At 68.1% G+C, this 23,205-nt stretch carries 5 protein-coding genes; 2 read left to right on the top strand and 3 right to left on the bottom strand.

What is annotated here, in order from left to right:
• The first annotated feature begins 54 nt into the window (after positions 1 to 54).
• Positions 55 to 1,638, top strand: coding sequence for a bifunctional phosphoribosylaminoimidazolecarboxamide formyltransferase/IMP cyclohydrolase (gene purH, locus SOM47_RS02570; protein ID WP_192085181.1), 1,584 nt, complete (start codon positions 55 to 57; stop codon positions 1,636 to 1,638).
• Between the two features lie 86 nt (positions 1,639 to 1,724).
• Positions 1,725 to 3,008, top strand: a complete 1,284-nt coding sequence (gene purD / locus SOM47_RS02565; RefSeq protein WP_320504663.1) for a phosphoribosylamine--glycine ligase — start codon at positions 1,725 to 1,727, stop codon at positions 3,006 to 3,008.
• A 104-nt stretch (positions 3,009 to 3,112) separates the two neighbouring features.
• Here the strand turns inward: purD and rpoH are convergent, their stop codons facing one another.
• The 3 genes from rpoH to SOM47_RS02550 all read right to left on the bottom strand — a co-directional run bounded on the left by rpoH (position 3,113) and on the right by SOM47_RS02550 (position 23,096).
• Positions 3,113 to 3,988: an RNA polymerase sigma factor RpoH gene (gene rpoH, locus SOM47_RS02560; protein ID WP_042612682.1), complete on the bottom strand. Its 876-nt coding sequence runs from the start codon at positions 3,986 to 3,988 to the stop codon at positions 3,113 to 3,115.
• A gap of 340 nt (positions 3,989 to 4,328) precedes the next feature.
• Entirely contained in the window at positions 4,329 to 7,979 is a 3,651-nt protein-coding gene (locus SOM47_RS02555) for a hypothetical protein (protein WP_320504662.1), read from the bottom strand.
• Positions 7,980 to 7,982: 3 nt separating this feature from the next.
• Complete coding sequence (locus tag SOM47_RS02550; protein WP_320504661.1) at positions 7,983 to 23,096, bottom strand: Ig-like domain-containing protein; 15,114 nt, start codon at positions 23,094 to 23,096, stop codon at positions 7,983 to 7,985.
• Positions 23,097 to 23,205: the final 109 nt, after the last annotated feature.

Raw genomic sequence — 23,205 nt, 5'->3', positions numbered from 1 at the left:
GGGCGCCCCAAGGCCTACAATATCGGCCCCGCCTGCTGCCGTTGCCCTGCCCCCATGAGTGCTGACCTGCTGCCCGTCCGTCGGGCCCTGCTTTCCGTTTCCGACAAGACCGGCCTGATCGCGCTGGCCACTGCCCTGTCCGCACGCGGCGTGGAACTGCTGTCCACCGGCGGCACCGCCAAGGCGATCCGCGAGGCGGGCCTGGCGGTCAAGGATGTCGCCGACGTCACCGGCTTCCCGGAAATGATGGATGGCCGGGTCAAGACCCTGCACCCGATGGTGCATGGCGGCCTGCTGGGTCGCGCGGGCACCGACGATGCGGTGATGGCCGAACATGGCATTGGCGCGATCGACCTGCTGGTGCTGAACCTGTATCCGTTCGAATCGGTCACCGCCAAAGCCGACTGCGCGCTCGACGATGCAGTGGAGAACATCGACATCGGCGGCCCGGCCATGCTGCGTTCGGCGGCGAAGAATTTCGCCCGCGTCGCCGTGGCGACCGACCCGTCGCAGTACGACGAACTGCTGGCCGAACTGGCCGCGCATGATGGCCAGCTGTCTGCCGCCAAGCGCTTCGCCTTCTCGGTGGCCGCGTTCAACCGCGTTGCCCAGTACGACGCGGCGATCAGCAATTACCTGTCGGCGGTTGCCTCGCGCGAGACCGCGGTGCCGGTGCGCAGCGAGTTCCCGGCGCAGATGAATTCCTCCTTCGTGAAGGTGATGGACCTGCGCTACGGCGAGAACCCGCACCAGAGCGGCGCCTTCTACCGTGACCTGTATCCGGTGCCGGGCACTCTTGCCACCTTCCAGCAGCTGCAGGGCAAGGAACTGAGCTACAACAACCTGGCCGATGCCGATGCCGCGTGGGAATGCGTGCGTCAGTTCGAGGCGCCGGCCTGCGTGATCGTCAAGCATGCCAATCCGTGTGGCGTGGCCGTCGGCGCCGGCAACGGCGACGCCTATGAGTTGGCCTATGCCACCGACCCGACCAGCGCCTTCGGCGGCATCATCGCCTTCAACAAGCCGCTGGACCTGGCCACCACGCAGGTGATCCTGGACCGTCAGTTCGTGGAAGTGCTGATCGCCCCGGAGTACGAACCGGCCGCGCTGGAATACGCCACGAAGAAAGCCAACGTGCGCGTGCTGCGCATTCCGCACGGTGAAGGCCTGAACAACTACGACAGCAAGCGGATCGGATCGGGCCTGCTGCTGCAGTCCTCCGACAACCGCGGCATGACCCGTGACGAACTGAAGGTGGTCAGCAAGCTGGCGCCGACCGACAAGCAGTTCACCGATCTGCTGTTCGCCTGGAAGGTCGCCAAGTTCGTGAAGTCCAACGCCATCGTGTACGCCAAGGACAACCGCACCATCGGCGTCGGCGCCGGCCAGATGAGCCGCGTCTATTCGGCACGCATCGCCGGCATCAAGGCCGCCGATGCGAACCTGGTGGTGGAAGGATCGGTGATGGCCTCCGATGCGTTCTTCCCGTTCCGCGACGGCATCGATGCCGCCGCTGCGGCCGGCATCAAGGCGGTGATCCAGCCGGGCGGTTCGATGCGCGACGCCGAAGTCATCGCGGCCGCCGACGAAGCCGGCCTGGCGATGGTGTTCACCGGCGTGCGTCACTTCCGTCACTGACGGACAGTGGATTCCTGGGGGTGCCGGCCTGCTCGCCGTCATCCCGCGTCTCCTTTCCTTTCCCCGCGTATCGGAAATCCCTCAGCATGAAGATCCTCGTCATCGGCTCCGGCGGCCGCGAACATGCGCTGGCCTGGAAGCTGGCGCAGTCTCCGCAGGTCACCGAAGTGCTGGTCGCGCCCGGCAACGCCGGCACCGCCACCGAAGCGAAATGCCGCAACGCGGCCGTCAAGGTCACTGATCTGGATGGCCTGCTGGCGCTGGCACGCTCCGAAGGCGTCGCCGTCACCGTGGTCGGCCCGGAAGTGCCGCTGGTGGCCGGCGTGGTCGATGCGTTCCGTGAAGCCGGCCTGCGCATCTTCGGCCCCACCGCGGCTGCTGCGCAGCTGGAAGGCAGCAAGGCCTATGCCAAGGACTTCCTGGCCCGGCACGGCATCCCGACCGCCTATTACGCCGTGCACACCGATGTCGATGCGGCGTTGGCCTACCTCCGCGAAAAGGGCGCACCGATCGTGGTCAAGGCCGATGGCCTGGCCGCCGGCAAGGGCGTGATCGTGGCGATGTCGCTGCCCGAAGCAGAGTCGGCGGTGCGCGACATGCTGTCCGGCAATGCCTTCGGCGACGCCGGCGCACGGGTGGTGATCGAAGAATTCCTCGACGGCGAAGAGGCCAGCTTCATCTCGATGGTCGATGGCGTGCATGCGCTGCCGATGGCCACCTCGCAGGACCACAAGCGCGTCGGCGACGGCGATACCGGCCCCAACACCGGCGGCATGGGCGCGTATTCGCCGGCCCCGGTGGTGACCCCGGAAGTACACGCGCGGGTGATGCGTGAAGTCGTCGAGCCGACCGTGCAGGGCATGATCGCCGACGGCGTGCCGTTCACCGGCTTCCTGTATGCGGGGCTGATGATCGATGCCAGCGGTGCGCCGAAGGTGATCGAGTTCAACGTGCGCTTCGGCGACCCGGAAACCCAGCCGGTGATGCTGCGCCTGCAGTCGGACCTGCTGGACCTGGTACAGGCGGCGATCGACGGCAGGCTGGACCAGGTGCAGGCGCAGTGGGATCCGCGTCCTTCACTGGGCGTGGTGCTGGCCGCTGCGCCGTATCCGGAAGCGCCGATCACCGGCGATGTGATTTCCGGCCTGGACCGCGTGCCAGCCACTGCCAAGGTGTTCCACGCAGGCACCGCGCTGGACGCGCAGGGCAACGTGGTCAGTGCCGGTGGACGGGTGCTGTGCGTGGCCGCACTGGGCGACAGCGTGCGCGACGCGCAGGCCAATGCGTATGCCGGGGTGGCCGAGGTGAGCTGGGCGAACGAGTTCCACCGCAACGACATCGGCTGGCGTGCGATCGCCCGCGAGAACTGAGGCGGTAACGGCGTGACGACCAACGGTCGTCACCCACCACCTCCGATCACACAGAAAAACGCCGGGCAGTGCCCGGCGTTTTCGTGTGCAGCGGCTGTTTCCACTTACGCGGTAAACAGCGCCTTCATCTTCTTCAGGGCGTTCGCTTCAACCTGGCGGATGCGCTCGGCGGAAACACCGTACTCATCGGCCAGCTCCTGCAGCGTGACCTTGCTGTCAGCATCCAGCCAGCGGCGGGCGATGATGTCGCGCGAACGCGCATCCAGTTCGGCCATGCCTTCGCGCAGCAGCTGCAGCTGGTTGTCTTCGCTGTCGGCGCGCTCGTAGGCCATCGAAGGATCTTCTTCATTGGCCATCAGGTAGGCGGCCGGCGACGGCGGCGCGTGGTCGTCGTCTTCGTCGCTGGGGGCGTCGAAGCCGATATCACGACCGGACAGGCGCGACTCCATCTCCATCACTTCGCGCTCGGAGACGTTGAGGTCCTTGGCCACCGCGGTCACTTCGGCCGCGTTCATCCAGCCCAGGCGCTTCTTCGAACGGCGCAGGTTGAAGAACAGCTTGCGCTGCGCCTTGGTGGTGGCGACCTTCACGATGCGCCAGTTCTTCAGGATGAACTCGTGCATCTCGGCACGGATCCAATGCACCGCGAAGGACACCAGGCGCACGCCCATGTCCGGGTCGAAGCGCTTGACCGCCTTCATCAGGCCGATGTTGCCTTCCTGGATGAGGTCGCCCAGGGCGAGGCCGTAACCGTTGTAGCCGCGGGCCACGTGCACCACGAAACGCAGGTGCGAATGCACCAGCTCGCGGGCCGCGTCCAGATCGGTCTGATCACGGAAACGACGCGCCAGGTCCTGCTCATCATCGACCGACAGCACCGGGATCTGGTGCACGGCACCGATGTAGGCGTCCAGCGAACCGAGCGCACTGGGAATCGGGAGATTGTTTGCCACAAGGGCAGTAGAGGTGTTCTGGCTCATGGGTCTCATCTTAGCAGTCCAATACTTCGACTGCTAAAGGTCTAAAAAGTTCCAGTGTTCCGTTGACAGAACAATGGCGCTGACTACTCGTCTACCCTACCGCGATTTGGTGACAGTGGCGATAGCGGTTCGGAACACTATAAAACCCTTATCCAACAGGAGCATAGACTTTAAATAGGGTGCAAATCACGTGCAGGCGGGCTGAACGGGCTGAGGAATTCCCGCATTCAGCCGGAAAAAGTTGTCAGGCGTTCAGCGGCTGTAGACCGGTAGCGCCGAGCCATGCTCGGCAGGCTCCCGGGCGGCATCTGCCGAGCACGGCTCGACGCGACCATTCGCCTCAGTAATACCCTGCCAGATTCAGGAAGAACCCCTTCTGGTCATAGCGCAGCTCGGTCATGTCGTCGCTGAACTCGGTGAAGTTGTAGCCGCCGCCGATCTTGAAGTTCTCGCCCACCCGGCGGTCCACGCCGACCAGCCAGCCCTTGCGCACGCCGCCGTCGCGCACCTTCAACCAGCGGTGCTCGGCCAGCCCTTCCCACTTCTCGAACAGGCGATAGCGCAACTGCAGCGCGGCGAAGTCGGCGCGGCTGTCCAGCCACGACCCCTCGCCGCGCCCGGTGCGGTAGTCGCCCCAACGCGAAGCCAGCTTGGCGGCCACTTCCCAGCGCGCGCCGAACTGGCGGATGCCTTCCAGCGACAGCACCTGCGAACGCTGGTCGTACAGGTTGCCGCCCTCCTGCCCCAGCGAGGCCACGTCGTAGAGGTAGGTGAACTTGCCGAAGGCAGCCCAGCGGGTGGTGTCGTGCGGACGCCAGGCGACGCCCATGTTGGTTTCCACCAGCTTGGCGTCGGCCACCGGATTGATGCGGTCCTGGGTATCGGCGTAGTTCGCACGCAGCGCCACGCGCCAGTCTTCGTTGACCTTGTACAGCAGGCGGTTGGTGGTGACCCACTGCTCGCGCTGTTCGGCACCGGAGTCGTGCCGGTATTCCAGCTTGCTGTTCCACTGCGCCACCGCATCGGTGCGCCCGCCACTGACGCTGTACGCGCGGCGGTCGATCCGGCCCAGCGTCGATTCCAGTTCGCCGTCCATTACCGTGAAGCCGAGGTTCCAGCCCTGCGCCGGATAGAAGTCCATGCCGAAGGTATGCACCAGCCCGGCGTTGTCCTGGCGGCGATCCTTCAGGTACTGGCTTTCGTTGTAGACATTGACCTGGTTGCTCAGGCGCCAGCGCTGGCCCAGCGTCCAGCCGGACTGCAGGCCGGTGTCGAACAGTGGGTCGGTGCCGGTACGGTCGCTGCTGTAGCTGTAGCTGCCGTACAGGCTGTGGTCCGGCGCCATGCGGTATTCCGCATCGACCTTGCCGCCGTGGCCGCGACTACCCCCGCTGACTTCGGCGCCCACGCTGCTGCGGTCACCGAACAGGTAACGCGCGCCCAAGGTCAGCAGGTCGTTCTTCTCGTAGGCCCCGCCGTCGTCATCCACGGTGACCTGGCCGGTGCTGTACAGCTCCCAGGATGAGCCGAAGCGCTGCCGGTAGCCGATCGCCGCCAACAGTGCATCCACCGTCTGCAGGCTCTGCTCTTCGCGCACGCGGCGCAGTTCACCGGTCCACTGGCCGTCATTGCCCAGCCGCCAGTCTGCGGTCAGCTGGGTCTGTTCCAGTGCCAGTTCGCCCTGCTCGGTGCGGGTGTGGCGTCCATACAGGCTGAAGTCGTCGGTGAGGTAGCCGAGGAACTCAGCGCCGTATTCTTCCACCGCCAGCCCGGTGTCCTGGCGCGCCACCGAGAAGCCCGCATCCACGTCGCGCCACCACGCGCCCACGCTCCAGTCCTGCGCGGTCCAGCCGAGCTCGCGCAGGTTCGCACGTGCTTCCACCGCCGTTGCGCTGCCCGATCGCTGCACTTCATACGGATTGCGGCGGATGAAGCTGAGGCCGCCGTTGTCCGAATAGAACACCGGCGCGGCAGTGGCATCGGTCTCGGTGTGTTCCACTTTTACATACGTGCCGCGCCCGGCCTGCAGGGTGAGGTCGGCGCCCTTCAGCGTGTAGTTCTCACCGCTGCGGTTTTCTTCCACCCAGGTGCCGCCGATGGCCACGTGGTCACCGATCCACTGGCGGCCCCGCGCACCCATGGTCACGTCATCACTGCTGAAGCCCAACGGCACGTATTCGTAGTCCACCAGCAGCAGCTGGTCATACCCATCCAGCGGCATGTCGCGGGTGATGCTGCGCACGTTCTCGCGGGTCAGCATCGCCAGCGGGCGGGTCAGGATCAGGCGGCCCTGCAGGTCATCGATCTCGTAGTCCACGCCTTCCTGCAGGGTGACGCGGGTTTCGGTACGGCCGGTGGTGCGGTCACGCACTTCCAGCACCACCTGTTCCGAACCGGGCAATACATCGGTGTGGCGCAGGTAGTACAGGCTGCCACCGGTGCCGAGGAACTCACTGTGCCCCGGCGCGGACTGCGCTTCGGAACCGAATACCTTCAGCTGCGAGCGTGCCTCTCCCAGCGGCGTGGCTTCCAGCGAACGCCAGTTCAATGCGCCGCCATACAGCGAACGCACGTACTGGCCGTATTCGGTGCCGGTAATGCCGGTCGCATAGTTGCCCCAGATCGCCTGGCTCTGGTCCCAATCCACGCGCAGGTACAACCGCCCCTGCGTATCGACATCGCGCCAGGTGGTGGAATCATCGCCATACACCGGGTAGTACAGATCCGGGTCGAGGCGACGGAACACATCGGTCGGATCGGCCTCCCAGAAATCGCGGAACAGGTGTTTCAACTCGCGATCCTGCGTGTCGGCCTGTGCGGTCAGCAGGTATTTGCCGCGCATCTTGCCCTTCAGGTAGAACGCCAGCCGCCCCTCGCTGAGGAAGCTGTCGTCGTCGCGGTCATCGGCGGCCAGCGGCTGCAGGTTTCCACTGGCACTGTTCTTTGACACGGTGACATCGGCGATCGCCACCGCGAACAGGTAGCGGCCGGTGACGTCCACGTCCAGCTGCCGTTCGGCGCTGGGCATGTCCTTGGCTTCGACCTTGACCTGGTAGCGATGCCCGCCGACCGGCTCCAGGAACTCGGCCGCGAACTTCTGCTCCAAGTCCACCGGGAAGCTCTGGCCGTTGATGGTCACCCGGCTGTTCGGTTCCAGCCCGCGGCCGTATACCCGCACGCGCGAGCCATGGATGGGGATGTTCTGCAGGCGCAGCTGGCTCTGGCCGTAGATGCCGTTGCTGAGCTGCAACGCCTGCGCGTTTTCGCCATCCAGCGACTGGCCCAGGGTCTTCTGCACATTGTCACGGGTCACCTGCAGGCCACGATCGAAGTCGGCCGGGGTGACCAGCTGGATGCGCTGGAGCTGTGTTTCATCGAAGGAATTGCCGGCACCATAAGCGCGCGCCACGTAGATCAGGTCATCGCCGGTACGCAGCTTGATCTGCTCCGGCAGCTGCGCGTCCCACTCGGCTTCGGACACGTAGCCCACCGGCAGTTCGATGCGCGCCAACGGCGTGACCAGGTCGGTGTCGGTGCCGCGGTACAACGTGACCTCCAGTTTCTCGATGAAGGAGGCGTAGTTGTTGTAGCTGTGGAAGCGCAGCGGACGCACCAGCCGACCGTTCTCGAACGGCACGGTAGCGGCGGACTGCACGCTCAGGCTCGGCGGCACCATCGAGGGATCTTCGGTCGCCCACACCACCCCGCCGTTCGGCAGTTCGGACATGAAGCCACCGGCCAGCGTGGCAGGCGCCACGGGCACCGCGTCGGCGCTGCTCGCAGCGGGCCGCGTCGCACCTGCGGAAGGGCCGTCGTCACGGATACGCAGCAGCAGGCCCTCGTCGTTGCGGCAACTGTCCGCTTCGCAGCGGATCGGTGCCGGCGTGGCCGGCGGCAGCACCTGCTGGGCCGCGGCGGGGAGATGCGCAACGAAGGCCGCCAGCATCAGCAGCGGCAGAATCGGGCGATAGGGTTTGCAGGTCTTGTCCATGGCTCAGCGCCCCTCCCCGCCGGTGACAGGCGGCACAGCAGGTGGATCATCGATACGCAGGCTGTGCAGCACCTGCTCGTCGCCGCTGCGCACCACCTCGATGCGCGTGGCCGCCGCCACGTCCGGGCGCAGCCGGCCGGCCAAGGCCGCGCGCAGGCTGGCCGCACGTTGCAGCGCCAGCGCCTGCTGGCCTTCGTCCGTCGCCAGCAGCAGGCGGCCGCCGTTGCGTGCCGTCAGCGCCTGCGCGGCCTTGTCCAGCACCGTCGCGGAGCCCTCGACCAGGCGTGCCGAGCCGCGCTCGAACAGGCCTTCGCCGAGTTCGATGGCAGCCCCGCGCGGTGCGTCCGCCGGGGCGACGATTTCGCCCGCCGGCATCACCACGCCGAAGTCGAAGCGGACCGGCAGGCCCGGGGTGATCCGCCGCACCAGCGGATTGGGCGTGGTGAAGCGTGCCCCGGACGGCAGCGTGGACGGATCCACCTTGAGGATGAAGTTGCGGCCCCGCGCCCCGCCGCCCTGGATGCCGACCAGGTGATAGCGGCCGAAGGCATCGGTCTCCATCAGCAGGCCTTCCACGGCCGCCACGCGCACGCCCGGGATGCCGCGCTCGCCCGGTTCCTGCACGCCGTTGCCGTTGCGGTCATCGAACACCGTGCCGACCACCAGGCTCTCGTCAAGCAGCGGATCGGCGCTGATGTCCACGTCGGCCGAGGCGATGTTGCCGATGCTGCGGTTCTGCCCATCGATTGCGGTGATACGGTTGGTGTGCATACCCGTACCGGTGCCGGCACCGACCCGCAGGTAGTACACCACCGTGGCGCTTTCACCGACGGCGATGTCGATGCCGTCGATGCGCAGCGGCTGCACGCCACTGGTGCGCGCGACATTGTCGGCATCGATTACCGAGAAGCCTCCGCTGACGAAGCTGAAGCCCGGCGGCAGCGTGTCCAGCAGGGTGGCGCCGTTGGCGTCCACCTCGCCCACGTTTTCGACGGTGACCGTGTAGCGCACCAGGTCACCGATCTGCGCGCTGCGCTTGGCGGCGGTCTTGGTCAGCCGCAGCGTGGCCTGTTGCCCAGCCACCGTGACCGACACGTTGGCTTCGGCACACACCGGGGTGGGGATCGACACGTCGCAGATCCGGTAGCGGAAACTGTCGGTGCCGAAGAAGCCTCCAGACGGCGTGTAGGTGCAACTGCCATTGGCACACTGGACGCTGCCGCGGGTAGCGGCGACCACCACCTGCAGCGAAGCCGGATCCAGCGCCGCGCTGCGGGTGCTGTCGTTGGCCAGCACATCGATCACCAGCGGGCCGCTCGTTTCGGTGGTGATCGCATCGTCGGAAAGCACCAGCACGTTTTCCTCCACCGTGACGCTCACCGTGGCACTGCCGCACATGGCCGGATTGGCGGCTTCGCAGACTTGGTAATCAAAGCTCTGCTGGCCGGCGAAGTTGGCCAGCACCGCGAAGCGGATGCGGGCGCGCGCCATGACCTCGGCGGTGCCGAACGGCGGCGGCGAGGTGATGGTCAGCACCACGCCGTCCGGATCGATCGGATTGCCATCCATGCGGTCGTTGCCCAGTACGTCGATTTCCACCACGCCGTTCTGCGGCATGTCGATCGCATCGTCCTGCGCCACCACCCGGTCGGTGCTGGCCACCACGGTGACGGTGACCGTGCCGGTGTCGCACACGGTCGGCTGGCTTGTCAGGCAGACGGTGTAGGTCGTGCTGTAGCTGCCCGGTGACAGGCCGCCCGCCACGCTCAGCGAACCATCGGCGGCGAAGCTGAGCTCGGCCGTGTTGACCGGGGCGAAGTCGACCTGCGCCGGATCCAGCGGGGCACTGTTGAACGTGTCGTTGCTGAAGACATTCAACAGGGTCGGCGCAGCCTGCCCTGCCGGCAGCGGACCGCCGATGTCATCCACCGCCAGCAGGGCCCCCACCGGCCCCTGCACCAGCACGGTGATGATCGCGGTGGAGCAGTTGCCGGGCACGCCGTTTTCGCACAGCTGGTAGCTCAGCTGCACCTGGCCCGGCTGCACGCCCGGCGCCACCATCACCTGGCCCTGGTTGTTCATCGTGTAGCCCGGCGTGCTGCCCAGCAGGGTCGCGGTGACGCTGCCGACCGGCGGCGGCGCCGCCCCGTTCCAGGTGTCGTTCTCCAGCACCGAACGGGCGATGGTGCCGCCCACCGACGGATCCACCGGCGTTGCGCTGAAGTCATCGTTGACCGCCAGCACCACGTTGGTCGCCACCGTCATGTTCACCGTGGCGGTGCCGCACACCGCCGCATTCGGCGCCGGCAGGCAGACCTGGTAGGTGAAGCTGACGGTGCCGCTGGTACCGGCCGGCGGGGTGTAGCTGAAGCTGCCATCGGCGTTGAACACCAGCCCTGCAGGGGTGCCACCGACCACGCTGAAGGTCGACCCCGGTGGCACGTTGTCGTTGTTGCCGACATTGCCACTGGTGGTCTGACCGGCGGCCGCGGACACGCTGTCGGCCGCCGGTGCGGGGGTGAGCAGCAGCGATACCTGTGCCGAATCGCAGTTGGTCGGCGCCGCTACCTCACACACCTGGTAGGTCAGCGAAACCACGCCGCTCGGCGTGCCGACGGGGACGCTGATGGTGCCGTCGGCGTTGATCACATACCCGGCCGGTGCACCGACCAGGCTCAACACGACGGTGCCGGAGGCCGGCGGCGTCGCACCGTTCAGCGTGTCGTTGGCCAGCACGCTGGGCGTGGTGCTGCCCGGCAGCAGCGGCGCACCGCTGAAGTCATCAGCCAGCGCCGACAGCGCGCCGTTGTTGACGTTGAGCGTGACCGGAGCGGTCGCGCACACCGCACCGTTCGGCGCGGGCAGGCAGACCTGATAGGTGAAGCCGACCTGCCCGGTGGTCCCCACCGGCGGGGTGTAGGTGAAGCTGCCATCGGGGTTGAACACCAGCCCCGGCGGCGTGCTGCCTACCACGCTGAAGGTGGAGCCCGGCGGCAGGTTGTCATTGTTGCCGACATTGCCGCTGACCGGCTGGCCGGCCGGCGTGGACACCACGTCGGCGACCGGCACCGGGGTCAGCACCAGGGTGATCGAGGCACTGGCGCAGTTGACCGGTGCCGCCGCTTCGCAGACCTGGTAGGTCAACGTGACCGGACCGCTGATGCCACCAGACGGCACCACCAGCGTGCCATCGGCGTTGATCGCAAAGCCGGCCGGCGCACCCACCAGACTCAGCACCACGCTGGCGGCGGCAGGAGGCGACACGCCATTGAGCGCATCATTGGCCAGCACGCTGGGCGTGGTGCCACCGGGCAGCACCGGCGCGCCGCTGAAATCATCATCTGCGGCCAGCAGCGTGCCGGTATTGACGTTGATGGTCACCGTTGCCGTGCTGCAGGTCGATGCGAACGGCGCCGGCAGGCACACCTGGTAGGTGAAGCCCACCGCACCGCTGACGCCGGCCGGCGGGGTGTAGGTGAAGCTGCCGTCGGCGTTCAGCACCAGCCCGGCCGGCGTGCTGCCGACCACGCTGAAGGTGGAACCCGGCGGCACGTTGTCGTTGCTGCCGAGGTCGCCGCTGACCGGCTGGCCGACCGGCGTGGACACCACGTCGGCCACCGCGACCGGCGACAGCACCAGCGCCACGCTGGCGGTGGCACAGTTGGTCGGCGCGGCGGCCTCGCACACCTGGTAGGTCAGCGTGACCGCACCGGATGTGCTGCTGGTCGACGTGCTGATGGTGCCATCGGGATTGATCGCATAGCCCGCCGGTGCACCTACCAGGCTGAGCACCACGCTGGCGGCCGGCGGCGGCGTGACGCCGTTCAATGCATCGTTGGCGAGCACGCTGGGCGTGCTGCCGCCAGGCAGCAATGGCGTCGTGCTGAAGTCATCGTTACCAGCCACCAGCGAGCCGATGCCAACGTTGAAGGTCACGCTGGCCGTACCGCAGACGCTGCCGTTCGGCGCCGGCAGGCACACCTGGTAGGTGAAGCCCACCGGACCACTGGTGCCGGCCGGCGGCGTGTAGCTGAAGCTGCCATCGGCGTTGAACGACAGCCCGGCCGGCGGCGTGCCGACCACGCTGAAGGTCGATCCGGCGGGCACGTTGTCGTTGCCGCCAACGTTGCCACCGACGGTCTGGCCAGCGGCCACGGCAACGCTGTCGGCCACCGGTGCAGGCGTCAGCAGCAGCGACACCGTAGCGGTATCGCAGTTGCCCGGTGCCGCCACTTCGCAGACCTGGTAAGTCAGTGCTACCGCACCGGAGAGCGTGCCGGCCGGGGTGGCAATGGTGCCATCGGGGTTGATCGCATAGCCGGCCGGCGCACCCACCAGCGACAGCGTGACGCTGCCGGCGGCCGGGGGGCTGACACCGTTCAAGGTGTCGTTGGCCAGCACGCTGCTGGAGGTGCTGGCACCGGGCAGCAGCGGCGTGGCGCTGAAGTCGTCGGCCAGCGCAGCAAGCGCCCCGTCGTTGACGTTGATGGTCACCGAAGCAGTGCCGCACACCGCCGTGTTCGGCGCGGGCAGGCACACCTGGTAGCTGAAGGTCACCGGGCCGGTGATGCCCAGCGGCGGGGTGTAAGTGAAGCTGCCATCGGCATTGAAGACCAGGCCGGCAGGCGCAGTGCCAACTACCGAGAACAGCGAGCCCACCGGCACGTTGTCGTTGCCACCGACGTTGCCGGAAACCGGCTGCCCGGCCGGCGTGGACACCACGTCATTGGCCGGTGCCGGGCTGATCAGCAGCGTGACCGGCGCGCTGTCGCAGTTGCCTGGCGCCGCCACTTCGCAGATCTGGTAAGTGAGCGTGACCGGTCCGGAAAGCGTCCCGCTCGGCACGCTGAGCGTGCCATCGGCATTGATCGCATAGCCAGCCGGTGCACCCACCAGCGACAGCGACACCGCTGCAGCCGCCGGTGGCGTGGCGCCATTCAAGGTGTCGTTGGCAAGTACGCTGGGCGTGGAGCCGCCCGGCACGACAGCGGTGCCACTGAAGTCATCGGCGGTCGCCACCAGCGTGCCGTTGTTGACGTTGAGGGTGACCGACGCGGTGCTGCATGCCGTGCTGTCCGGTGCAGGCAGGCAGACCTGGTAACTGAAGACCACCGCACCGGTGGTGCCCACCGGCGGGGTATAGGTGAAGCTGCCATCTGCGTTGAACAGCAGGCCACTGGGCGGGGTGCCGACCACGCTGAACAGCGAACCGGCGGGCACGTTGTCATTGCTGCCGACGTTGCCGCTCACCGGCTGTCCGGCCAGCGTGGACACCACGTCGGCCACCGCAACCGGCGCCAACAGCAGCGACACCGATGCGGTAGTGCAGTTGCCCGGCGCGGCGGCTTCGCAGATCTGGTAGGTCAGCAGCACAGGGCCGGACACCGCCGTGGCCGGGGTGGCGATGCTGCCATCCGGATTGATCACGAAGCCGGACGGCGCACCGACCAGGCTCAGCAGGACGGTCGAGGAAGCCGGCGGGCTGATCCCATTCAACGCGTCATTGGCCAGCACGCTGGGCGTGGCACTGCCCGGCAGCAGCGGCGTCACGCTGAAGTCGTCATTGCCGGCCACCAGCGAACCGGTGCCCAGTGTGATGGTCACGCTCGCGATGCCGCACACGCTGGCATCCGGTGCCGGCAGGCAGACCTGGTAGCTGAAGCTGACCGGCCCGGTGGTGCCCAGCGGCGGCGTGTAACTGAAGCTGCCATCGGCGTTGAACGACAGGCCGGCAGGCGCGGCGCCCTGCAGGCTGAAAGCAGACCCCGTCGGCACGTTGTCGTTGCTGCCGACGTTGCCGGTGACGGTCTGGCCCGCAGCCACCGACACCGAATCCGCCAGCGGTTGCGGCTGCAGCACCAGCGACACCGCGGCGGTATCGCAGTTGGTCGGCGCGGCCACTTCGCAGACTTGGTAGGTCAGGGTCACCGCACCGGAGGCGGTGCCGGTGACGATCGTGCCATCGGCATTGATGGAATAACCGGCCGGCGCGCCGACCAGCGACAGCGTCACCGTGCCCGGCGCAGGCGGCGTGGCACCGTTCAAGGTGTCGTTGGCCAGCACGCTGGATGGCGTGGTGCTGCCGGGCAGCAATGGGGTGCCGCTGAAATCGTCGGCCACCGCGGCAAGGGCGCCGTTGTTGACGTTGATGACCAGGATCGCGTTGCCGCAGACGCTGCCATTCGGCGCCGGCAGGCACACCTGGTAGCCGATGCTGACCGGCCCGGTAATGCCCAGCGGGGGCGTATAGCTGAAGCTGCCGTCGGCATTGAACACCAGCCCATCGGGCGGGATGCCGACCACCGAGAACAGCGAGCCGGCGGGTACGTTGTCGTTGCCGCCAACGTCGCCCACCACCTGCTGGCCGGCAGGCGTGGAGACCACGTCGTTGGCCGGTGCCGGGCTCACCAGCAGCGTGATCGACGCGCTGTCACAGTTGCTCGGCGCGGCGACTTCGCACACCTGGTAGGTCAGCGTGACCAGGCCGGACAGCGTGCCGGTGGGCACACTGACGGTGCCATCGGGATTGATCGCATAGCCGGCAGGCGCGCCGACCAGGCTGAGTGCCACCGCCGCGGCGGCCGGCGGGGTGGCGCCATTGAGCGTGTCGTTGGCCAGCACGCTGGGCGTATTGCCGCCGGGCACCACCGCGATGCCGCTGAAGTCATCATCCACCGCGCTCAGTGCGCCGTTGTTGACGTTGATGGTGACCGTGGCGATGCCACAGGTGGTGCCGTTCGGCGCAGGCAGGCACACCTGGTAGCTGAAGGTGACCGGGCTGGCCACGCCCGGTGGCGGGGTGTAGCTGAAGCTGCCATCGGCATTGAACAGCAGGCCGGTCGGCGGCGTGCCGACCACGCTGAACAACGAACCGGCCGGCACGTTGTCATTGCTGCCGACGTTGCCGGAGAGCGGCTGGCCGGCCAGGGTGGACACCACGTCGGCCACCGGCACCGGCGTCAACAGCAGCACAATCGTTGCCGTATCGCAGTTGGTCGGCGCCGCCGCTTCGCAGATCTGGTAAGCCAGCGTCGCCGCACCGGATGGCGTGCTGCCCAGCGTGGAGATCGTGCCATCGGCGTTGATCGCATAACCGGCCGGTGCGCCGACCAGGCTCAGCAGCACATCGCTGGCCAGCGGCGGCGTCGCGCCGTTCAGCGCATCGTTGCCCAGTACGCTGGGCGTGCTGCCGCCGGGCACCAGCGGCGTGCCGCTGAAATCATCGTCGGCCGCCACCAGCGTGCCGGTGTTGACGTTGAAGGTGACCGACGCGCTACCGCACACGGCCGCGTTCGGCGCCGGCAGACAGACCTGGTAAGTGAAGGTCACCGGCCCGGACACGCCCACCGGCGGGCTGTAGCTGAAACTGCCATCGGCGTTGAACAGCAGCCCGGCCGGCGTGCTGCCAACCGCGCTGAACAGTGCGCCTGCCGGCACGTTGTCATTGCTGCCGACATTGCCGTTGACCGTCTGGCCGACCGCAACAGATACCGTATCGGCGACCGGCTGCGGCTGCAGCACCAGCGACACCGTGGCGGTATCGCAGTTGGTCGGCGCTGCGGCTTCGCACAGCTGGTAGGTCGGCGTGACCGCACCGGACAGCGCGCCGATCGGCGTGCTGATGACGCCGGCGGCGTTGATCAGGTAGCCGGCCGGGGCATCGACCAGGCTCAGGTTCACCGTGCCGGCAGCGGGCGGGGTGACGGTGTTCAGGGTGTCGTTGAGCAGCACACTCGGCGTGCTCGCACCAGCCAGCAGTGGCGTCGCAGTGAAATCGTCGGCGAGCGCCGACAGCGCCCCGTTGTTGACATTGATGGTCACCGAAGCGGTGCCGCACACCGAGGCATCCGGTGCCGGCAGGCAGACCTGGTAAGCGAACGTCACCGGACTGGCAACGCCGACCGGCGGGTTGAAGCTGAAGCTGCCATCGGCGTTGAAGACCAGCCCGGCCGGCGGCGCGCCAACCAGCGAGAACAGCGCACCGACAGGCACGTTGTCATTCCCGCCAACACTCCCGGCAACCGCTTGGCCGGCCGAGGTCGACAGCACGTCATCCTGCGGCACCGGCGTCAGCAGCAGCGACACATCGGCGCTGTCGCAGTTGCCAGGCGCGGCCACTTCGCACAGCTGGTAGGTCAGGATCACCGTGCCCGCCAGCGTGCCGCTGGGGATGGCGATGGTTCCGTCGGCGTTGATCGCATAGCCGGCCGGTGCACCGATCAGCGACAGCTGCACGGCCGCAGCGGCCGGCGGCGTGGTGCCGTTCAACACGTCGTTGTCCAGCACGCTGGGCGTGCTGGCACCGGGCAACAGGGCCGTGTCGCGGAAATCATCGGCCACCGCATCCAATGCACCATTGTTGACGTTGATGGTCACCGCTGCGGTGCCACACAACGTGCCGTTCGGCGCCGGCAGGCAGACCTGGTAACTGAACACCACCGGGCTGCTGACGCCGGCTGGCGGGGTGAAGGTGAAGCTGCCATCGGCATTGAACACCAGCCCGGTCGGCGCGCTGCCGGCCACGGCGAACAGTGCGCCAGCGGGCAGGTTGTCGTTGCCGCCGACAGTGCCGCTGACCGGCTGGCCGGCAAGCGTGGACACCACATCGGCGACCGGCTGCGGGACCAGCACCAGCGCCACGTTGGCGGTGGCGCAGTTGCCCGGCGCGGCCGCTTCGCACAGTTCATAGACCAGCGTGAGCGCGCCGGACGGGGTGACCAGCGGGGTGGAGATCGTGCCATCGGCATTGATGGCATAGCCGGCCGGCGCGCCGACCAGGCGCAGAGTCACATCGGCCGCGGCCGGCGGGCTCACGCCATTCAACGCGTCGTTGGCCAGCACACTGCCAGCGGTGGTGGCACCGCCCAGCAGCGGCGCGCCGCTGAAGTCATCGTCGGCGGCCAGCAGCGCGCCGTTGTTGATGGTCAGCGTCACCGTCGCGATGCCGCATACGTCGCTGTTCGGTGCGGGCAGGCAGACCCGGTAATCGAAGCTCACCGGGCCGGGCGTGGCCACCGGCGGGGTGTAGCTGAAGCTGCCATCGGCGTTGAACGACAGGCCGGCCGGCGCGGCGCCGATCACGCTGAAGACCGTACCGGCCGGCACATTGTCATTGACGCCGACATTGCCCAGCACGCTCTGCCCGGCCAGCACGGTGAAGGCATCGGCGGCCGGTACGGGAGTCAGCACCAGCGACACCGGTGCGGTATCGCAGTTGGTCGGTGCAGCGGCTTCGCAGACCTGGTAGGTCAGGCTCACCGCACCAGCCACCGCGCCGCTCGGCGTGGTGAGCGTGCCATCGGCGTTGATCACATAGCCGGTGGGCGCACCGACCAGGCTCAGCATCACGCTGGCGGCGGCCGGCGGCGTGGTGCCGTTCAAGCTGTCGTTGGCCAGCACGCTGCTCGCGGTGATGCTACCCGGCAACAGCGGCGTGGCGCTGAAATCATCGCCCACCGCAGACAGTGCGCCGTTGTTGACGTTGATCGTCACCGAGGCGGCGCCGCATACGGTGGCATCCGGTGCCGGCAGGCAGACCTGGTAATCGAAGGTCACCGGGCTGATGACCCCCGCTGGCGGGGTGAAGGTGAAACTGCCATCGGGGTTGAACACCAACCCGCCCGGTGCGGCGCCGACCAGCGTATAGGCGGAGCCGGCCGGTACGTTGTCATTGATGCCGACCGAGCCACCGACGGCCTGCCCCGCCGGCGTGGAGGCAATGTCGTCGGCCGGCTGCGGGGCCAACAGCAAGGACGCCGTGGCGGTATCGCAGTTGGTCGGCGCGGCGGCTTCGCACAGCTGGTAGGTGATCTGCACGCGGCCGCTCGCGGTGCCGGCAGGAATGCTGATCGCGCCATCGCTGGCAATGGCATAGCCGCTCGGCGCGCCGACCAGGGACAGCACCACGTCCGCCGGGGCCGGCGGGCTGACCGTGTTGAGGCTGTCGTTGGCCAGCACGCTGCCGGTGACGCCACCGGGCAGCAGCGCGGTGCCGCTGAAGTCATCATCGGCAGCCACCAGGGCCCCGTTGTTGACGTTGAGGGTGACCGTCGCGCTGGAGCAGAGGCCAGCGTTCGGCACCGGCAGGCACACCTGGTAATCGAAGCTCACCGGGCTGACCACGCCCAGCGGGGGGGTGTAGGTGAAGCTGCCATCGGCGTTGAACGCCAGCCCGGCGGGGCTGGTACTGGTCACCGCGAAGGTCGAACTGGGCGCAATGTTGTCGTTGCTGCCGACGTTGCCGGACACCGGCTGGCCGACCTGGGTGGACACCCCATCGGCCACCGCCTGCGGCGACACCAGCAGCGCGATGCTGGCGGTATCGCAGTTGGACGGCAGCGCCGCTTCACACAGCTGGTAGGTCAGGCTGATCGCACCGGCCTGGGTGCCGGCGGCGATGCTGACCACGCCGTCGCTGCCGATGCTGAAGCCGGCAGGCGCGCCCTGCAGCGACAGCAGCACGCCGGCCGGATCGGGCGGGCTCACGCCGCTCAGTGCGTCGTTGGTCAGCACCGAGGTCGTGCTGCCACCGCTGACCGGGTTGATCGGTGTCGCAGTGAAGTCATCATCGCCTGCCAGCAAGGTGCCGGCATTGATGTTGATGCTGACATTGGCGCTCGTGCAGAGCGCCGCATACGGCGCCGGCAGGCACACCTGGTAGCCGAAGCTGACCGGGCTCGGCACGCCGACCGGCGGGGTGTAGCTGAAGGTGCCGTTGCCATTGAACAGCAGCCCGTCAGGCGTGGTGCCGGTCACGCTGAACTGCGAACCCATCGGCGCGTTGTCGTTGTCGCCAACGCTGCCGTTGAGCACCTGTCCGGCCGGCGTGGACAGTGCATCGTCCTGCGCCTGCGGGGTCACCACCAGGGTGATCTGCGCACTGGCGCAGTTGCCGCTGGCGGCGTTCTCGCACACCTGGTAGGTCAACACGTTGACCCCGGCGGTGGCCGCCACCGGCACCTGCAGCACGCCGGCCGCCGTCAGTGCGTAGCCGCTGGGTGCGCCCACCAGGCTCAAGCCCACGCTGGCGGCCGCAGGCGGCGACACGCCGTTCAAGGTGTCATTGGCCAGCACGCTGGCCGTGCTGCTGCCGCCCGGCGCCAGCGGCGCGCCGCTGAAGTCGTCGTCCAGCGCGATGAGGTTGCCGGCGTTGACGTTGATCGTCGCCGAGGCGGTGCTGCACAGGCCGGTGTCCGGCGCCGGCAGGCACACCTGGTAGCTGAAGGTCACCGCTCCGGTGAATCCGTCGGTGGGCGTGAACAGGAAGCTGCCATCCGGGCTGAAGGACAGACCCTCCGGCGCGATGCCGTTGACCGTGTACACCGCACCGTTCGGCGCATTGTCATTGGTGCCTACATTGCCGGCCAGCAGCTGCCCGGCCGGTGTGGAAAACACATCGGCCTGCGCCTGCGGCGCCACCAGCAGGGAAATCTGCGCGGTATCGCAGTTGCTCGGCAGCGCGGCCTCGCACAGCTGGTAGGTCAGCGTCACCGCGCCGGCCACCGCGCCTGCGGCGACCGACACCGTGCCATCGGCGGCCAGCGTGTAGCCGGCCGGTGCATTGAGCAGGCTCAGCTGTACTGCGGTCGATGCCGGCGGCGTGCTGCCGTCCAGGCTGTCGTTGCCCAGCACGCTGCCGGTGCTGCCGCCCAATGCCGGATCCACCGGCGTCGCGCGGAAATCATCGTCGTTGGCCACCAGCGTGCCGGCGTTGACGTTCAAGGTGACCGTGGCGGTGGTGCACACGGTGGTGTTCGGCGCAGGCAGGCACACCTGGTAGGCGAAGGTGACCGCGCCCTGCGTGCCCAGCGGCGGGGTATAGACGAAGCTGCCGTCGGCATTGAACAGCAGGCCGGCCGGCGGCGTGCCGCTGACCTCGAAGGCACTGCCCGGCGGTACGTTGTCATTGCTGGCGACGCTGTTGGCCAGCGGTACGCCGACCTGGGTGCTGAAGTTGTCGTTGCTGGCAGCCGGGCTCAGCAGCAACAGCACCGCCGCCGAACTGCAGTTGCTGGGCAGTGCGACTTCGCACATCTGGTAACTGAATTCCACCTGCCCTGCGGCAGCGCTACCTGGTACCGAGATCGTCCCGTTGGGATTGACCACGAAGCCGGCCGGGGCGCCGACCAGGGTCAGCAGGACTTCGGACGGATCCGGCGGAATGGCGCCGTTATGGGTGTCATTGGCCAGCACGCTGTTGGTGGTGCCGCCTGCGCTGGCATCGAGGATCAGCGAGCGGAAATCATCATCGTTGGCCTGCAGCGTGCCGGCATTGACGTTGATCGTCACCGACGCGCTGGCGCACACGGCGGCTTCCGGCGCGGGCAGGCAGACCTGGTAATCAAAGGTGGCCGGACCGGTGAACAGGGCAGCCGGCGTATAGGTGAAGCCTCCATCTGCGGCGAACACCAGGCCGGCGGGGCCCACGCCCAGTACGCTGAACGTCGAGCCCGCCGGGGCATTGTCATTGATCGCAACGTTGCCACTGACCGCGCGGCCGGCGTTGGTCGACAGCACGTCGTCCACCGCGTCCGGGGTGATCACCACGGTGATGGTGGCGGTGTCGCAGTTGCTGGTACCCGCTTCGCACAACTGGTAGGTCAGGGCGACGATGCCGGCCTGCGCACCGGCCGGCACGCTGAGCTCGCCGGTCGGCTGCAGGGTGAAGCCCACCGGCGCCGCGCCGGTCAGCGCCAGGGTCACCTGCGCCGGGACCACGGGCACGCCGTTGACCGTGTCATTGCCGGTGACCGGGGCGGTCAGGCCACCGGCCACGCCGAACGGGGCGGCGCTGAAATCATCGTCATTGGCCGCCACCACGGCAGCGGCCAGGGTGAAGGTCGCCGTGGCGGTATCGCATACCGCCGCATTCGGCGCAGGCAGGCACAGCTGGTACTGGAAGCTGTCCTGTCCACTGTAGGCGGCCAGCGCGGTGTAGCTGAAGCTGCCATCAGCCTCCACCGTGGCGGTGCCGTTGGCCGGGCCGACCAGCAGGCTGTAGCTGCTGCCCGCCGGCGCGTTGTCGCCGGTGGTCAGCACGCCCGGCAGCGGGACGCCGGCGGTGGCGTTGAAGGTGTCGCCCACCGCATCCGGTGCGACCACCAGCTGCACGCTGGCCAGGTCGCAGTTGGCGGGCACCGCCGCCTCGCACAGCTGGTAGGTGAGCGTCTGCGCGCCGGCAGCGGCACCCGCGGCCACGGTGATCTGTCCGTTCGTGTCGATGCTGTAGTCCGCCGGTGCGCCCTGCAGCGACACCACCACCTGTGCCGGCGTGACCAGCACGCCGTTGAGCAGGTCATTGGCCAGCACGCTGGGCGTGGTGCCACCACTGGGCGGCAACACCGTGCTCACGATGTCGTCCAGCGCATCGATCGTATTGGCCGCGACCTGCACGCTCACCGTAGCGGTGTCGCAGACCGTGGCATCCGGTGCAGGCAGGCAGACCTGGTAGACGAAGGTATCGGCTCCGGTGTTGCCACCGGTCGGCGTGTAGGTGAACGCGCCGGAGGCATCCATCACCACCGTGCCGCGCGTCGGCTGGGTCGGCACGCTGAACAGCGAGCCGCTGGGGGTGTTGTCGTTGCCGGCCACGCTGCCGCCCACCGGTTGCCCGGCACCGGGCGTGGTGACGCTGTCATTGGCCGCGTCCGGGCTGACCACCAGCGCCACGTTGGCGGTGGCGCAGTTGGCGGGAACCGCCGTTTCGCAGATCTGGTAGTTGAAATCCACGGCGCCCGCCGCGGCCGTGGGCGCAACCGTGATCACGCCGCTGGGGGCGATGCTGTAACCGGTAGGCGCACCCACCAGGCTCAGCTGCACGGTGGCCGGCACGGTGATCGGCGCGCCGCCCAGGGTGTCGTTGCCGATCACCGACGGCGTGCTGCCCCCGGTACCGGGCGCGAACGGCGTGGCGACGACATCGTCGACGGCGACCAGCGGATTGGCGTTGACCAGGATGGAGGCGGTGGCCGTGGCGCAGGCGGTCGCATCCGGTGCAGGCAGGCACACCTGGTACTGGAACGACACCGGTGCGGTGATGCCACCCGCCGGGGCCAGCACGAAGCTGCCATCGGCATTGAAGGTCAACCCTGCCGGCGGCGCGCCCACCAGCGAGAACACTGCGGTGGCGGCCGCGTTGTCATTGGTGGCCACCGTCTGCGCATAGCTCGGCGTGCTGGCGGCCACGCTGTAGCTGTCGTTCACCGCTGACGGCGCCACCGCGAAGGTCGCCGTCGCGGCGGAGCAGTTGCTCGGCGAAATGCGTTCGCAGATCTGGTAGGTCAGCCCATTGCGGCCGGCAGGTGCACCACTGGGCACGCTGATCACCCCATTCGCATCGATGCTGAAACCGGTGGGCGCGTCCTGCAGGGTGACGATCAGGTCGGCCGCCACCACCGCCACGCCGGCCAGCGTGTCATTGGCCAGCACGCTCGGGGTTGCACCGCCGGTAGCCGGCAGCGCGGCGGCGAAACTGTCGGCCACCGCCAGCAGCGCGGCGGGCTGCACCGTGATCGCCGGGGTGCTGGCGCTGTTGTCGCCCGGGGTTGGATCGGTGGTGCCGGGCGGCAGGATCAGCGCGGCGGTGTTGGCCGGGATGGTGGCCGGTGTAGCGGACGGCGCAGTGGCGGTGACCCGCACCGACACGCTGTCACCCACGCCCACGTTTACCAGGGCATTGATGCTGTTGCCGGTGCCATTGGCCACCGCGCAGGAAGACAACGGCGACGCCGCGGTACAGGTCCAGCTGACGTTGGTGAGCAGTGCGGGCACGGCATCGGTGATGGTGACGCCCAGCGCGCTGGACGGCCCTTGGTTGCCCACCTGGATCTGGTACTGCACCTGCCCCCCGGCAATCACAGTGGTCGGCCCCAGGATGCTCTTGGACACGCTCAGCTGCGCCTGCAGGGCCAGCACGTTGCTGTCGGTGGCGCTGTTGTTGCCCAGCGCGATGTCACCGATGTCCGCCGGGGGGGCGACGTTGGCGGTGTTGCTCAACGGGCTGGGATAGGTCTGCGCCAGCAGCGTGGCCGGCATCAGCAGCGCCAGCAGGCAGGCACCCCATCGTGCGTGGGCGTGGCGTGCCGTGTGTCGCGTGCCGTGCTGGTCAACCATGGCCATGCCCTCTTCCTCGCCTGCTGCGGCCGGCACTGCGCTGGATGCGCGTCGCGCCGGTCACTCCTCGTTGCGGGTAGCGCGCGATCCGCTGCACGCCCGTTCCGTTGCGTCG

Origin of the sequence: Stenotrophomonas sp. CFBP8980, from assembly GCF_034046095.1 — a bacterium.
Taxonomy (GTDB): domain Bacteria; phylum Pseudomonadota; class Gammaproteobacteria; order Xanthomonadales; family Xanthomonadaceae; genus Stenotrophomonas; species Stenotrophomonas lacuserhaii.
This window is presented reverse-complemented; position numbering and strand designations above follow the sequence as displayed.